This window comes from Flavobacterium suzhouense, from assembly GCF_042684765.1.
Lineage (GTDB): Bacteria > Bacteroidota > Bacteroidia > Flavobacteriales > Flavobacteriaceae > Flavobacterium > Flavobacterium suzhouense.
Genome location: NZ_JBHUMD010000027.1, coordinates 33,733 through 46,953, shown reverse-complemented (window position 1 = coordinate 46,953; position 13,221 = coordinate 33,733). Strand labels below are relative to the sequence as shown.

General features: G+C 39.1%; 15 protein-coding genes and 1 riboswitch. Of the genes, 7 read left to right on the top strand and 8 right to left on the bottom strand.

From position 1 onward, the window contains the following. The first annotated feature begins 10 nt into the window (after positions 1-10). Positions 11-3,745 carry a metallophosphoesterase gene (locus ACFSR3_RS13490; protein WP_379821675.1) on the top strand — a complete coding sequence of 1,245 codons (3,735 nt, stop codon included), beginning with the start codon at positions 11-13 and terminating at the stop codon, positions 3,743-3,745. Here ACFSR3_RS13490 and ACFSR3_RS13485 read toward each other — a convergent pair. Together ACFSR3_RS13485 and ACFSR3_RS13480 are read right to left on the bottom strand one after the other, a co-directional pair. Further along, entirely contained in the window at positions 3,731-4,603 is an 873-nt protein-coding gene (locus ACFSR3_RS13485; RefSeq protein ID WP_379821674.1) for a hypothetical protein, read from the bottom strand. The genes ACFSR3_RS13490 and ACFSR3_RS13485 overlap by 15 nt on opposite strands. Positions 4,604-4,695: 92 nt before the next feature. Continuing rightward, entirely contained in the window at positions 4,696-5,202 is a 507-nt protein-coding gene (locus ACFSR3_RS13480; RefSeq protein WP_379821672.1) for a hypothetical protein, read from the bottom strand. A 215-nt stretch (positions 5,203-5,417) separates the two neighbouring features. Here ACFSR3_RS13480 and ACFSR3_RS13475 point away from each other — a divergent pair, with 215 nt between their 5' ends. From ACFSR3_RS13475 to ACFSR3_RS13455, 5 genes are all read left to right on the top strand, one after another. Then, positions 5,418-5,657 carry a hypothetical protein gene (locus tag ACFSR3_RS13475; protein ID WP_114756539.1) on the top strand — a complete coding sequence of 80 codons (240 nt, stop codon included), beginning with the start codon at positions 5,418-5,420 and terminating at the stop codon, positions 5,655-5,657. 140 nt (positions 5,658-5,797) lie between these two features. Continuing rightward, positions 5,798-6,058: a hypothetical protein gene (locus tag ACFSR3_RS13470; protein WP_379821671.1), complete on the top strand. Its 261-nt coding sequence runs from the start codon at positions 5,798-5,800 to the stop codon at positions 6,056-6,058. 193 nt (positions 6,059-6,251) lie between these two features. Next, entirely contained in the window at positions 6,252-6,731 is a 480-nt protein-coding gene (locus ACFSR3_RS13465; protein ID WP_379821669.1) for a hypothetical protein, read from the top strand. Positions 6,732-6,742: 11 nt separating this feature from the next. Further along, positions 6,743-6,874, top strand: a complete 132-nt coding sequence (locus ACFSR3_RS13460) for a hypothetical protein (RefSeq protein WP_379821667.1) — start codon at positions 6,743-6,745, stop codon at positions 6,872-6,874. A 1-nt stretch (position 6,875) separates the two neighbouring features. Next, entirely contained in the window at positions 6,876-7,034 is a 159-nt protein-coding gene (locus ACFSR3_RS13455) for a hypothetical protein (RefSeq protein WP_379821665.1), read from the top strand. Positions 7,035-7,127: 93 nt separating this feature from the next. On the opposite strand, the gene ACFSR3_RS13450 is transcribed toward ACFSR3_RS13455, so the two are convergent. Then, on the bottom strand, positions 7,128-7,517 hold the full coding sequence (locus ACFSR3_RS13450; RefSeq protein WP_379821663.1) for a hypothetical protein: 390 nt from the start codon (positions 7,515-7,517) through the stop codon (positions 7,128-7,130). 196 nt (positions 7,518-7,713) lie between these two features. Here ACFSR3_RS13450 and ACFSR3_RS13445 point away from each other — a divergent pair, with 196 nt between their 5' ends. Further along, positions 7,714-9,093 carry a sialate O-acetylesterase gene (locus ACFSR3_RS13445; RefSeq protein WP_379821661.1) on the top strand — a complete coding sequence of 460 codons (1,380 nt, stop codon included), beginning with the start codon at positions 7,714-7,716 and terminating at the stop codon, positions 9,091-9,093. Positions 9,094-9,238: 145 nt separating this feature from the next. Here ACFSR3_RS13445 and tenA read toward each other — a convergent pair whose 3' ends face one another. From tenA to ACFSR3_RS13420, 5 genes are all read right to left on the bottom strand, one after another. Beyond that, positions 9,239-9,892, bottom strand: a complete 654-nt coding sequence (tenA, locus tag ACFSR3_RS13440) for a thiaminase II (protein WP_379821659.1) — start codon at positions 9,890-9,892, stop codon at positions 9,239-9,241. Then, on the bottom strand, positions 9,879-10,712 hold the full coding sequence (gene thiD, locus ACFSR3_RS13435; protein WP_379821658.1) for a bifunctional hydroxymethylpyrimidine kinase/phosphomethylpyrimidine kinase: 834 nt from the start codon (positions 10,710-10,712) through the stop codon (positions 9,879-9,881). The genes tenA and thiD overlap by 14 nt, the downstream gene beginning before the upstream one ends. Further along, positions 10,709-11,344, bottom strand: coding sequence for a thiamine phosphate synthase (gene thiE, locus ACFSR3_RS13430; protein WP_379821656.1), 636 nt, complete (start codon positions 11,342-11,344; stop codon positions 10,709-10,711). Before thiE ends, thiD begins: the two co-directional genes overlap by 4 nt. Next, positions 11,337-12,140: a hydroxyethylthiazole kinase gene (thiM, locus tag ACFSR3_RS13425; protein ID WP_379821654.1), complete on the bottom strand. Its 804-nt coding sequence runs from the start codon at positions 12,138-12,140 to the stop codon at positions 11,337-11,339. The genes thiE and thiM overlap by 8 nt, the downstream gene beginning before the upstream one ends. A 67-nt stretch (positions 12,141-12,207) precedes the next feature. Further along, positions 12,208-12,300: riboswitch (TPP riboswitch) on the bottom strand. Positions 12,301-12,367: 67 nt separating this feature from the next. After that, positions 12,368-13,192 (bottom strand): hypothetical protein, encoded by an 825-nt coding sequence (locus ACFSR3_RS13420; RefSeq protein WP_379821652.1) that lies wholly within the window; start codon positions 13,190-13,192, stop codon positions 12,368-12,370. Between the last annotated feature and the right edge of the window lie 29 nt (positions 13,193-13,221).

The following is a 13,221-nucleotide window of genomic DNA, read 5'->3' as shown; positions in this document are numbered from 1 at the left end:
CCACCAAATTATGAAATTCTTTTGGCGTAACATAATAGTAAAAGCAAATATAAAACTCTTAGTTTTTCTTTTTATTGCATTAGTATTAAATTCTTGCGCTACACATAAGCCGCAGTACGGAAAAGCAGTTCTTACTCCTGTAAAAGACAGTACCGAAACTACTGCTTCAGAGAGTATGCAAAGCATTTTCCTTGTTGGAGATGCCGGCTATGCTACACATCCTAATTCGCAACAGTTGCTTGCTAAGGTTGCCGAAAGACTTAAGACTTCAGGAAAGAATACCACTTTACTTTACCTTGGCGACAACATATACCCTCTTGGAATGCCACCAAAAAATGCCGGTGAGGAAAGAAAAGAAGCAGAAGCATCTTTAAACAGCCAGATGGCTCTTGCATCAGTTTTTGATGGCAAAACCTACTTTATTCCCGGCAACCACGACTGGTATTATGGTTTAAAAGGCCTTGAAGAAGAAGAAGCTTTCATAAAATTAGGATTGAAAGAAAAAAAGGCCTTCCTTCCCGGCAAGGGATGCGGCATTAATGATGTCAAATTAGGCGATAGCACCCTGCTTATAACCATAGACAGCCAATGGTATATTGAGGACTGGGACAAATACCCCACAATTAATGATGATTGTACCCTTAAAACCCGTGAAGATCTTTTTGAAGAACTTGAAGGACTGCTTAATAAGAATTCAGACAAAACAATACTGTTAGCGATACATCATCCATTATTGAGCAATGGTACGCATGGCGGGCAATTTTCACTTGAAAAAAACTTATTTCCCTTCCAGAGCAAAATCCCATTACCTGTACTGGGCTCTGTTATCAATTTATTGCGCAAAACTTCAGGTGCAAGCACACAGGATCAGCAAAGCCCCATATATGCGACACTTTCAAAAAGGATAAAAACATTAATCCAGGATAAAGACAATGTTATTGTAGTTTCAGGTCATGACCATAACCTGCAATACATTTACTTTGAAAATATCCATCAGATAATAAGCGGTTCCGGATCTAAAGAAGAAGCTGCAAGAGCCATATATGACAATGACTTTTCTTATGGCGGGAACGGTTATGCTGTAGTTGACATTTTAAAAAATGGCAACTCTAAGGTAACCTACTACGGAGTAAAAGACAATGTAGAAACAAAACTATTTGAAACTCCTTTACTTAAAAAACCGGAACCATTTACAACAACATACCCTAACACTTTTCCGGCTACCGTAACAACATCGGTGTATACTCCTGAAATGACCAAAAGAAGCGGCGTATACAGCTTTTTAATGGGTACACATTATCGACAGTATTTCAGCTTACCGATTACAGTTCCTTCAGCATCATTAGATACACTTTACGGAGGACTTACCCCCGGGAGAGCCGGAGGTGGGCATCAGTCGATGTCAGTCAGGCTATTGGATAAAAACGGAAAAGAATATGTAATGCGTGGCGTAAAGAAAAGCGCTACCCGTTTCCTTCAGGCCGTTGCTTTTAAAACACGATACATAGGCGATTCATACGAAGGAACTTATGTAGAAGATTTTCTTTTGGATTTTTACACTACAAATCATCCTTATACGCCTTTTATTATGGATGATCTTGCCGAAGCTGCCGGCATATACCATACTAATCCTGAATTGTATTATATTCCCAAACAAAATGCACTGAAAGAATTCAATATAGAGTATGGCGATCAACTGTACATGGTCGAAGAACGCCCTTCGGATGAACATAAAGACCTTGGAAGTTTTGGTAAACCTGATGCCATTGAAAGTACAGATGATGTATTGCTTAATCTTCAAAAGGACAAAAAATATGTCATCGATGAGCCGACCTATATCAAAGCACGTCTTTTTGATATGCTTACCGGCGATTGGGACAGGCATTCTGACCAATGGCGCTGGTCGAGATTCAATACTAAAGACAGTATTTATTACAGACCCATTCCTCGCGATCGCGATCAGGCATTTGCTAAATATGGCGGAGTTGCCTTAACCCTAATTATGACGGCTCCTCCGTTACGACACATGAGAAGCTTTAAAGAGCGTATTCCTAGCATAAAATGGTTCAATATGGAAGCTTATCCGCAGGATTTGGCATTCATAACAAAATCAGGGGAAAGCGTATGGATAAAAGCAACTCAGGAACTACAAAACGAACTTAACGATGAGGCTATAGAAAAAGCTTTCGCTGGCCTCCCTCAGGAAGTACAGGACGAAACTATTGCTAAAATTAAAGAAACTCTAAAAAAGCGTAGGTCAGATCTTCAAAAATATGCCCTTGAATATCGTGAGGTATTATTAAAAACTGTACTAATTGCCGGTACAGATAAAAAAGAAAGATTCAGCATTACCCGGATGCCACATGGCAACACTCAGGTAAAAATGTATTGCATTAAAAAGGATGGTACCGAAATACTGACGCTGGACAAAACATACAATAAGCGTGAAACAAAAGAAATATGGATCTATGGGTTAGATGATGACGACATTTATGAAGTAACAGGCAAGCCTGAAAAAGCCATATCCATAAGACTGCTGGGCGGACAGAACAATGACACATACAACATTCAAAACGGCAAAAAAGTTAAGGTTTATGACTTTAAAAGTAAACCAAATACTTATACTGTGGACCATAAAACCAGGCTGTTGCTGACCAATGATTACGAAACCAACAGTTACGATTACAAAAAACCTAAGTATAATGTATGGACGCTTTATCCAACGATTGGCTACAACCCCGATGACGGGGTAAAAATGGGGGCTGCCGGAGGTTACACCATCAACAACTTTAACAGAAGGCCATTTTCTCAAAAACATGAGGTAAAAGCAAACTATTATTTTGCAACCAATGGTTTTGAGCTGATATACAAAGGCAAATTCATGAACGTTGCCAGTAAGTGGAACATTGGCCTTGATGCCTTGTACACAAGTCCTAACTTCAGTATCAACTATTTTGGGAATGGAAACGAAACCCTAAACTTTGACGATGATTTGGGAATGGATTATAACAGGGTAAAACTTCAGGTATTCAGAGCTGCCCCTTCTTTGTTCAGAAATGGAAGAAATAACAGCACTGTCGAATTCCAGATACCTTTTGAATCTATTGAAGTAGATGAAACTGCAGGTCGTTTTGTAAACCAGCCGGGTGCTTTAAACGATTATTTATATGAGCATCGTCAGTTTATGGGAGCCACCGCACGCTACAGTTTCTCGAGTTACGACAATAAATCTCTACCGGCACTGGGACTTGAATTCAACCTTTTGGGAGGATGGAAAACAAGTCTTGACCAATTAGAGCGTAATTTCCCCTATCTGGAAAGTTACCTGAATATTGTACATAAAATTTCGCATGACGACGTGTTTATATTTGCCACTTCGTTTAAAACAAAGTTGTTATTCAACAATAATTATGAATTTTATCAGGCAGCCACTCTTGGTGCCGATACAGGTTTAAGAGGTTACAGGCAGCAACGTTTTACCGGAAAACAGGGATATGTACAAAGCAGTGACCTGAGACTAATGCTTGGCCGTTGGAAAAGCGCCTTCCTCCCTATGCAGTACGGTATCTTAGGCGGATTTGATTATGGACGCGTATGGCTGGAAAATGACGACTCTCGTAAGTGGCACAACAGCTACGGTGGCGGTATATGGGTAAATGCAGCAGGAGCCGCTACAGCAAGGGTAACTTACTTTCAGGGGTCAGAAGGCGGACGTGTCGCTTTTGGTTTCTCATTTGGCTTTTAAATGTGATAATTTAAGCTCATAAAGCTTACCTCCTGCATGTTTGTCTTTCTCATCAGCGATGAGCAGGGTATCATTATCTATAAAACAAAGGCCTTCCTTTTGGGAAACAAAACCTAACTCAAACATTTCAGTTTTTCCGTTAGCAAAATTACCCGATTCAAAATCGGTGATAACAACTATCTTATCGCCTGTTAGCAGTATCACCTTATTTCCATCCGGACTTATATCAGCAGCGGTTATGGCGCAGCGGTTAAAGTTTTTACAGGTAGTCATTACTCCCAGCAACTGTGCTTTATGGTTTCCGGGTATATTAGGCACTTTATAAACATAAAAACTCCCATCAAACTTTGCACTTCTGTTCTTGGTAAACAAGTAAAAATTACCTTTGAATTCGAAGAATGCTTCACAATCAAACATCATTTTCGATTTCTTAGGAGGAAACTCCATTTGTTCGGGATATGAAAATGAAACCTTATCTCTAGCTTCAGCTGTCTTTTGACTTAACTGGCTATTATCGATTTTATAAATAGCCAGATCTGTTCTTGTATTATCGTTATTTCCAAAATCACCAATATACAGATTCTCCTGCTCGTCAGAAGCCATTTCCTCCCAATCGATATTCTTAAGATTTGATATGGTTACTGCGCTAAGCGTTTTACCATTTCTATCCAGCTTGTAAAGCTTATTTTTATTTCCGCTATCCTCCAGACTCCATAAAGTTTTTGACTGTGGAAGATATTCCAACGCAGATATTTCTTTAAGGTCGGTTTTTCCTAATTCCTTTAAATGCTGGCCGTTTCCGGAACACGACATTATAAAAACAGATAAAACTGAGGCCAGTACACGAAATGGTTTCATAGTGATGTTTTGTGTAAATGTAAGAAGCATTTGCCCAAAAACAAAAAACCACCACATAAGGTGATGGTTCTTCTACTATTAAAAATCAAAAATTAGAACAATGGCGATTCATACCAAATAGAAGCCGAAATACAAAAGGGCAATTTCTGGCCAGTAGATATTCCTTCGAAAACAAACCTCCATTTATAGCACAGAGGCATACTGCCAGGCAAGACAGAGATTGAGGGCGGTAGCGCAATAACGTTTTGCACGGTTCCTGAAGGCCCAAAAGTAAGCAGGGATCCCGTGTTGCTATTCATGTCGTCGCAATCAGATAATGGCTGTACCTCTACCCTTACTCTGTAGGTTGTGGTTGCCGGAACCGAACCTGAAATAACCGGTGTAAAAACAACCACCGGATTTCCCAATCCATTCGACAAATTCACACTTACCTGAGCTGAAAGATTTGTAAAACATGATCTTGTTGCTAATGTCACCGACTCAGAAACATTTGCTTTTTGAGTAGCCGAATTACCGTACTGCACATCATTTTCTTCCATATCTGCAGAACAGCTTCCTACTCCTATGGCGACCAAAATTATCAGCAAAATCTTTTTCATATTCTCCCTACATTATTTGATATACACAAACATAAATCTGAAGATAAAACTGATAAAACAAAAAAAGATAAAAACGTTCAAAGGTTCTTTTTCTTCGATAAACAACATTATCAAATCACTGTTAATCAAGCGTTAATTATAGAACCCTTAAGATATTATGGCTAAATAACTCCTTAACTTTAATAAGCTTTAAACCGTTTTATAATTTATACATCATGGAAAATCTAAAAAACAAATCTGATAGATCTAAAAAAGAGTTCAACCTGCCTTATGAAGACCCGGCAATTACAAATCCTCAGGAATTGGCATCATTTCCAAAACCTTCACAAATAATGGACGCAAAAGAAGTTGAACACGAAAGTGAAAACCATTTGGTTAATAAAAGAACGCCCGTCAGAGAAGGACGTAATATTATACGAACTGACAACAACCCTGAAAATGACGGATTCATGTAATAAAAAAGCCTTAAAAAGGCTTTTTTTTATTATACAGGCATTTTTATTACCAAAATACTAATGTCCGCAAAAAATATTAATCTAAAAAAGGCTGTTCTTAGCAATATAATTTGTATCTTTAATCTATAAATCAAACGATTATGGCAAATTATTTATCTAACCGCCACGATCTGGGAGACCTTGGCGGAAACCCGAACCTTATGAAAAATTCATACGATAATTTTACTTTTCCGTATGAAGACCCGGCAATCATCAATCCGGACGAACTAGCGTCCTTCCCTAAAACAACATGCCCTTCGCACAATGGTAATTTTCCTCATCACGAAAGCCATTTGGTTAACCGAAGAAATCCTTTGAGGGATGGAAAGAACATCACTATAACAGATAATCATCTTGATTAAGATGGCTATATGATTAATCAACTTTACTTTAAAATGGACTAAGGAGCTTTTAGCTCCTTTCTTTTTGGCTTAAAGACTACAATAAATCACAATTCAATGCAAATGTTATAGTATTCACAATTAGATTTTTGTTAGCAAAATCCCTTTATTATTTTAAATAATTTTAAGGTAGAAACTTACAAAACCCTAAGACATGAAAACAATAACCTTAATAAAACAATTTGCATTTAGTGTGGGAATTGTTGCCGGAATGAATGCTTTTACATCATGTAACAGTTGCGACAGAAAAACGCAGACAACTACTCAAAGCACTACTGTAACTTATGAAGATACCGTTCCAACCAATGAAACAACTACCACAGTTAGTGATGGAACAACTACATCTACTTCTATTAATGCAACAGGATCTGGCAGCGGAAGTACTAAAAAACCAACTAGCACCTCATCAGGCACCACAGGTTCAGGTTCATCAGCAACTACTGCTAAAGACGAGGCCGCTAGACAACAGGCTATTACTGACAGGATTGAAAACAGTGATGTAAATAATGCTGTAGACAAAAACGGAAACCCTTTAAGAAGCAGTGGTGCTGCAGGCAGTGGCTCCGGGACAGGCACAGGAAGTACCGGAAACAATTCAAAAGTTACAACCCGAGAAGCACAGAGAACCAATTAAATCCCAATACAATGAAAGTCGTAAAAGAAGCAATTTATACTTCTATTTTTGGAAGTACTACATTTCATAATCCGGAAATAACTCCCTTTTATGAGATCGAAGGGATAAACAGTGTTGACAGATTATCAACTCAAAGTACATAAAATGATACCCCACACCGACAAGCCTGATAAAAAGCCTTCAAAAAAAGCAAATCAGAACAAGCCTGACACTTCATCTAAGAATGTGCAGAAAAAAGATAATGAAAAATTTAGCCCCGGTGAGCCTGAAGATTATGATGCCGAGAAATTCGCCACCGACTAAATAGAATAATCAAAGACTTGTGACAAATAAAAAAGCATCAGGATAGACCTGATGCTTTTTTATATAGCTCCGAGAAAACTACTATGCTAAGATTTATGGCACTCTACCCTGATTGGTTGTATTTGATGCAGGCAACGTAGTTTGTTTATTATTTGTTCCTCCGGGATCTTCGGTTGTAATTGCTGTTCCGGGCTGTAAAGCACCCTGCGGTTTTGGATAAGCCAGTGTTCTTCCCGGATACGGAGACTCAGCTCCATTAAGGGGATTTGCCAAGGGTATCGGCTCCTGTATTGTGGAAGATGGTGTAGTAATAACCGGCGAATTTGTTTTATAAGCCTTTTCGCGGTTTATCTCCTGTGTTGCGTTTTCTGTAGGCGGTGTTCCCGGAGACGGCATAGCCGTAGGCGGATCAACCTTATTTACCTGTGCTGAGGCAATACCAAAAACCAGCATTAGCGTCAGCATAAAAATTGTTTTTCTCATGATGCGTGTTTTTGCGTTTCTATAAAGTTATAAAACACTTTTTAAGCTAACAGGTTAATTAACCAATGTTTAACCCAAATAAAAACATATTAACTTTAGCTATTGCATTTATAAATACTCTTATCATTTGACAGGATATTATTAGGTTCTGCAGATAATTATTTCGACTTTGCAGAAGAAAAAAACGATTACCAAAATGAAAAAGTACAGCCTTCTGATAGCTGCTCTGCTTATTACTTATATGTCGGCCTTTGCCAATGTATCATTGCCCTCTTTCTTTTCAGACAATATGGTTTTACAGCGTAACAGCGAAGTAAAACTTTGGGGATGGGCAAGCCCATTCGAAGAAATTACCATTAAGCCATCATGGACAGATAAGGAATATAAAGTTACACCCGGAAATGATGCCTATTGGGAAATTTTAGTAAAAACAACTGAAGCGGGCGGTCCTTATACGGTAAACATAAAAGGCTATAATGAATTTTCGCTAAAAAATGTCATGTTAGGCGAAGTGTGGTTCTGCTCCGGACAATCAAACATGGAGTGGACAGCAAGCTCCGGAATAGATAATGCAGAAGCAGAAATTGCAAAAGCTAATTATCCCAACATACGATTTTTTGCAGCTCCTAAGCTTTCTTCACCTTACCCTCAGATGAATGTCCCCGGGGAATGGAAAATATGCACACCAGAAACGATGAAGTACTTTAGTGCTATAGGTTATTTTTTTGCAGAACGCCTTCAAAAAGAACTTAAAAATATACCTATCGGTATAATAAATTCCAGTTGGGGCGGTTCTCCTGCCGAGATATGGATACCTGAAACTTACGTTAACAGCAATCCTGTAATGGCTTCAGCAGCGGCAAAACTATCAGCTATGCCCTGGAGCCCTATTGAATCCGGAAGAACTTACAATACTATGATTCATCCGTTTGTTGGCTACAAGATAGCGGGTGTATTGTGGTATCAGGGAGAATCTAACGTTGGATCTGATGTATACGATACTACGTTGGGAGGACTTATAAAATCTTGGCGCGAAGCATGGAAAGACGACTTCCCTTTTTACTATGTGCAGATAGCATCGTATAAATATGAAGGAGGAAATTATCAGGGAGTGACCATAAGAGATGCGCAACGTAAAGTACTTAACCAGGTTGCAAAAACAGGAATGGTAGTTATAAACGACATCAGTACTACGGAAGATATACATCCACGCAATAAAAAGCCGGTCGCAGAAAGGCTTGCCAATTTGGCCTTAAGTAATACATATAGCTTAAATAAGGGGTTGGTTAATGGACCTCTATTTAAAGACCTGAAAACAGACAAGACTAAAATTATCCTGAATTTTAACTATGCCGATGGATTACACTTTAAGGGAAAGACTTCAACACAATTTGAAATTGCAGGGGAAGATGGTGTTTTTTATGAAGCGCAACCCAAAATAGTAAACAATAGCATTGTATTGACTTCCAAAAAGGTTAAAAAACCTGTACATGCTCGCTATGCTTGGCTAAACAGCGCAGTTGCAGACGTGTTTAACAGCGGAGGATTGCCAATGTCTTCTTTCAAAACCGAATAACATAAGAAAAGGGCTTTTAAGGCCCTTTTCTATTAACTTAACTAACTCAAATTATTTAGCATGAAGCCATATTTCGTGCTTTTTGATTGATGCTAATTATATAATACATAATGTGTGCCAAAACTAATATTTCAATAAAAAATATTTACTTTTTCCAGCTCTCAAGCCTGTAGGCGCTATCCCAAAATAAATACTCTAAACGACTGGCGCTCAAAAAAGCTTCACTCATTAGCTGTTGCTGTTCTAAGGTAGCTTTCTCTGCTGCCAGATCACAAATAGCAATAGCCTTGTCTACGAGCTGGCCAAACTCTTCTCCGGCATAGGTCGCAATCCAGTTCTGATAAGGATTGTTGGTTATACTGGCTATTGAAAGGATATGATCACCAACCTTTTTGTATATCCAGAAACACGGCAATACTGCAGCCATACCTATAGCGTTATCAGCCATGTAAACAGTACTCTGTAAATAATGCACATAATGATGGCATGCCGGCGACATAGCTGCTCTCTCCTGCAAATTATAATCTTTAAAATAAGAATCGTGTAGTGCACGCTCCACTACGATAGCCCCTTCCGAAAAGCGAATAAAATCCAGCATTGTGTCAACATCCTGTGTCTTAGCTGCTATTACGGCCAAAGCCCTGGCGAAATACTCCAGGTAATGCGCATCCTGCTGAAGATAATACTTGAATTTTTCAACATCGAGTGTTCCGGCTGCCAGTTCGGTAATAAAAGGCATATTTATAATATCGTTGTATACAGGCAAAGTTTCTGCCCATATCTTTTCAGACCATTTCATTTTTTATCATTTTTTGAGGGTTATAGGAATGGTTTAAAGGCCCATTCCCTTTACCGATTACTACATCGGCAGCATTAAAAATTGCTCCATGAACATACTCCTGTGCTTTGGCTACAGCATCCCGAATAGTGTCACCAATTGCAAGGTAAGAAGCTATAGCTGATGAAAGGGTACATCCTGAACCATGCATGTTTTTTGTATCTATTTTATCCGAATGATACTCCTGAATCAACCCCGCAGCATTTACCAGCATTGAAGTCAGCTTTTCAGATTGCAGGTGCCCTCCCTTTAAGAGTAAGGCTTTGGGCCTCATCTGCATAATCATCGCCGCAGCTTCCTGCATATCATCAATTCCTGTCACCGGAATTCCTGTCAAAAAAGAAGCTTCATCCATATTAGGCGTAATGACCGCCGACAACGGAAATAATTTCTCTACAATTGCAGAAACAGTATCCTCTTCAATAAGGCGATGGCCGCTAGTAGCGATCATAACCGGATCAAAAACGACAGGAATATCAGGATAAGCCTCCAAAACTTCGGTAATAACATTTACAAGGCCCACACTATGTACCATGCCTATTTTTATAGCATCGGGCCTTATATCTTCAAGTACTGCTAAAAGCTGTTCCCTGACAAATTCAGGCGGCACACTATGTATTGCCCTTACACCACAGGTATTTTGGGCTACCAATGCCGTAACCACGCTCATACCATAGCAGCCCAGTGCCGCAAAAGTTTTAAGGTCGGCCTGTATGCCCGCTCCTCCTGAGGGATCAGTTCCCGCAATAGTCAGTACTGTTGGATATGTATATTTTTTCATAAGGCTCTTTCAATTTGATTTCTTAAAACCTCGGCAGCTTTTAAAGGATCTTTGGCACCACAAATAGCTGAAACCACCGCAATACAGTCAGCACCCGCTTTTATTACATCAAAAGCATTGCTTTCATTCATGTTTCCAATTGCTACAAGAGGTTTATCGGTAAGCTTCCTTATTTGAGTTATTCCTTCCAGTCCCCATTCGGTTACGGTATCCGTTTTAGTCGCGGTAGAAAACACAGGACTTACTCCCAAATAATCGGCAAATGCTATTTCAGCATTTGTAAGTTGTTCCAGATACTCAATCGAATATCCAAGCATAGAGCAATCTGCCCATTGTGTTTTTATCTGAGATGGCGGAATATCGCTATTACCTACGTGAATACCATAGGCACCTGATGCCTTAGCTACAGTAACATTATCGTTTATAATTAATGGAACATTATATCTGTCGAGCATATTTTTAAGCTGAATAGCAGTTTCTGTAAACTCCTGAACCGACAAGTTCTTTTCGCGCAACTGAACCATATCAACACCACCCATAACGGCCTGTTCGGTAACCGTAACAATATCACGCCCCCGGCAAGCCTCCCGGCTTACTACCAGATAAAGCCTGCTAAGGAACTTATTATCCATTATCTTCTTCAGCTTTAAGGTATGTAAAGAATTCCTCCTGATTGATCGTATATAATTTATCCAGAATATTTAACTGTAAACTGCCCGGTCCGGCACTTTCTTTTTGTGCCAACTCTCCCGCTATTCCTAACAATGCCATTGCAGCGGCAGTTCCAGTTAATTTATCATTGCTAACCGCAGCAAATGCACCTGTTAGGGCCGAGGCTGTACAGCCCAAACCTGTAACCAGCTGCATGAGCGGATGACCATTACTGATTAGTATTTTTTTATTTCCGGAAACGATTACATCCGTTGCTCCCGAAACACAAACTACACTGCCATAAGTATTGGATAGCCATTGCGCAGCGCCTGTAGCTTCGGTACTTTGATGCACACTGTCTACACCTTTTGATTTTGCTTCGCCCACTTTGGCCAAAGCCATTATTTCTGAAGCATTTCCACGAATAATAGTAGGCTTATAAGTTAACAAGCTTGCTACGGTTTCATTTCGATAAGCCGTTGCCCCTGCTCCAACAGGATCTAAAACCCAGGGCTTACCCAGCCCATGAGCTTTTTTAGCTGCTTTAAGCATGCTTTCAACCCAATATTCATCAAGGGTTCCGATATTTATAACCGATGCTCCGCAAATAGTTACCATATCTTCTACTTCAGGATGAGCATGAGCCATAATGGGCGATGCACCGGCAGCAAGCAGGGCATTAGCTGTGTTGTTCATTACCACATAATTGGTAAGATTGTGTACTAAAGGAGAATTTTTACGAACAGAAAGGATAGAATTCCAAAGAGACTCTTTCATATTTTTTAAAAAACTGATTAATAAAATATGGCTATAGGTCTCCTATACAGAAGTGAAGGAATAAGAATATTATTCCTGCGCTTTTCCCTACGTCGGTGTTAACCGTATCAGGTTCAAAGGGACTCTCTCAATTCTTTTCAGAATACCCCTAAAGCCAAAGTTCAAATATACTGATTGTATTTATAAAACAAAAAAGACATGTGTTAATACCTGTCTTTCATCACTTATTATTTTGGAAAGGATATTTCAAAATTCATTTCGAACTCCTCGCCTTCATTTATATGCCTTACTCCCGGATGCGAATCCCTTATTCCTTTTACCGAAAGGGTAACCTTGTTGTTAATGATTGGCCTCCATCCTTCTTTAGTTACAGTCTGACTTTTATTGTCTACACGTTCATAAAGTGTATATTTCAGGTAATTATTCTTACCTTCTTTTACGACATCAAAAGCGATAGAAAAAATATCCGACAGCCTTACCATTTTAGACCTGTAAGCATCCATAGTACCTTCTTTTACAACCGGCTCTATGGTTTTATTATGCCTGAACTGCCCTACTGTAAAACTTTTTACTTCTACTTTAAATTTGCTGTAGCCGGGTATTTCTGTTTTTCCTACGCCCTCAGCCATGTAGTTTGGCTCAGACTCAACTTCTTTCTTAGCCTTAGCAATACCATCTTTAGAAAGTGGTAAAGAAATTGTTGCCTGTAACAGATGTTCTGTAGCATTATAGAAATGGGAATCAGGACAACGTGAAAAATTATCTTTTACAAAAGTTTCGAACCCCTTCCACACTTTTACTTCTTTCTGTTCTTTTTTCCCATAGTTTGTATAATAACCTATTTTCTTTATCGCTCCGGCTTCTGTCAGATCGAGAGTCGCAGTAATCTGGTTAGTCTTTGGGGTGTAGATTTTTATAGAGTCAAGGTTTGCAAGCACAAAATCGTATGTACTAACCTGTAACTGCCTCACATCACAATTTTTTCCCTGAGCTGATCCATTAACTGAAAAGAACATAAATAATGATGCCGAAAGCAATAATTGTATTTTCATTGTTGTAGTTGTCTTTTTTATGAATGTAA

What these genes read in the sequence shown, in the direction of transcription:
- ACFSR3_RS13475 (WP_114756539.1), top strand. Translation starts at nt 5,418, where the DNA reads ATGGAAAATCTAAAAAACAAATCTGATAGATCTAAAAAAGAGTTCAAC.
- ACFSR3_RS13465 (WP_379821669.1), top strand. Translation starts at nt 6,252, where the DNA reads ATGAAAACAATAACCTTAATAAAACAATTTGCATTTAGTGTGGGAATT.
- ACFSR3_RS13490 (WP_379821675.1), top strand. Translation starts at nt 11, where the DNA reads ATGAAATTCTTTTGGCGTAACATAATAGTAAAAGCAAATATAAAACTC.
- thiD (WP_379821658.1), bottom strand. Translation starts at nt 10,712, where the DNA reads ATGAAAAAATATACATATCCAACAGTACTGACTATTGCGGGAACTGAT.
- ACFSR3_RS13420 (WP_379821652.1), bottom strand. Translation starts at nt 13,192, where the DNA reads ATGAAAATACAATTATTGCTTTCGGCATCATTATTTATGTTCTTTTCA.
- ACFSR3_RS13445 (WP_379821661.1), top strand. Translation starts at nt 7,714, where the DNA reads ATGAAAAAGTACAGCCTTCTGATAGCTGCTCTGCTTATTACTTATATG.
- ACFSR3_RS13485 (WP_379821674.1), bottom strand. Translation starts at nt 4,603, where the DNA reads ATGAAACCATTTCGTGTACTGGCCTCAGTTTTATCTGTTTTTATAATG.
- ACFSR3_RS13450 (WP_379821663.1), bottom strand. Translation starts at nt 7,517, where the DNA reads ATGAGAAAAACAATTTTTATGCTGACGCTAATGCTGGTTTTTGGTATT.
- ACFSR3_RS13470 (WP_379821671.1), top strand. Translation starts at nt 5,798, where the DNA reads ATGGCAAATTATTTATCTAACCGCCACGATCTGGGAGACCTTGGCGGA.
- thiE (WP_379821656.1), bottom strand. Translation starts at nt 11,344, where the DNA reads ATGGATAATAAGTTCCTTAGCAGGCTTTATCTGGTAGTAAGCCGGGAG.
- ACFSR3_RS13455 (WP_379821665.1), top strand. Translation starts at nt 6,876, where the DNA reads ATGATACCCCACACCGACAAGCCTGATAAAAAGCCTTCAAAAAAAGCA.
- tenA (WP_379821659.1), bottom strand. Translation starts at nt 9,892, where the DNA reads ATGAAATGGTCTGAAAAGATATGGGCAGAAACTTTGCCTGTATACAAC.
- ACFSR3_RS13480 (WP_379821672.1), bottom strand. Translation starts at nt 5,202, where the DNA reads ATGAAAAAGATTTTGCTGATAATTTTGGTCGCCATAGGAGTAGGAAGC.
- thiM (WP_379821654.1), bottom strand. Translation starts at nt 12,140, where the DNA reads ATGAAAGAGTCTCTTTGGAATTCTATCCTTTCTGTTCGTAAAAATTCT.
- ACFSR3_RS13460 (WP_379821667.1), top strand. Translation starts at nt 6,743, where the DNA reads ATGAAAGTCGTAAAAGAAGCAATTTATACTTCTATTTTTGGAAGTACT.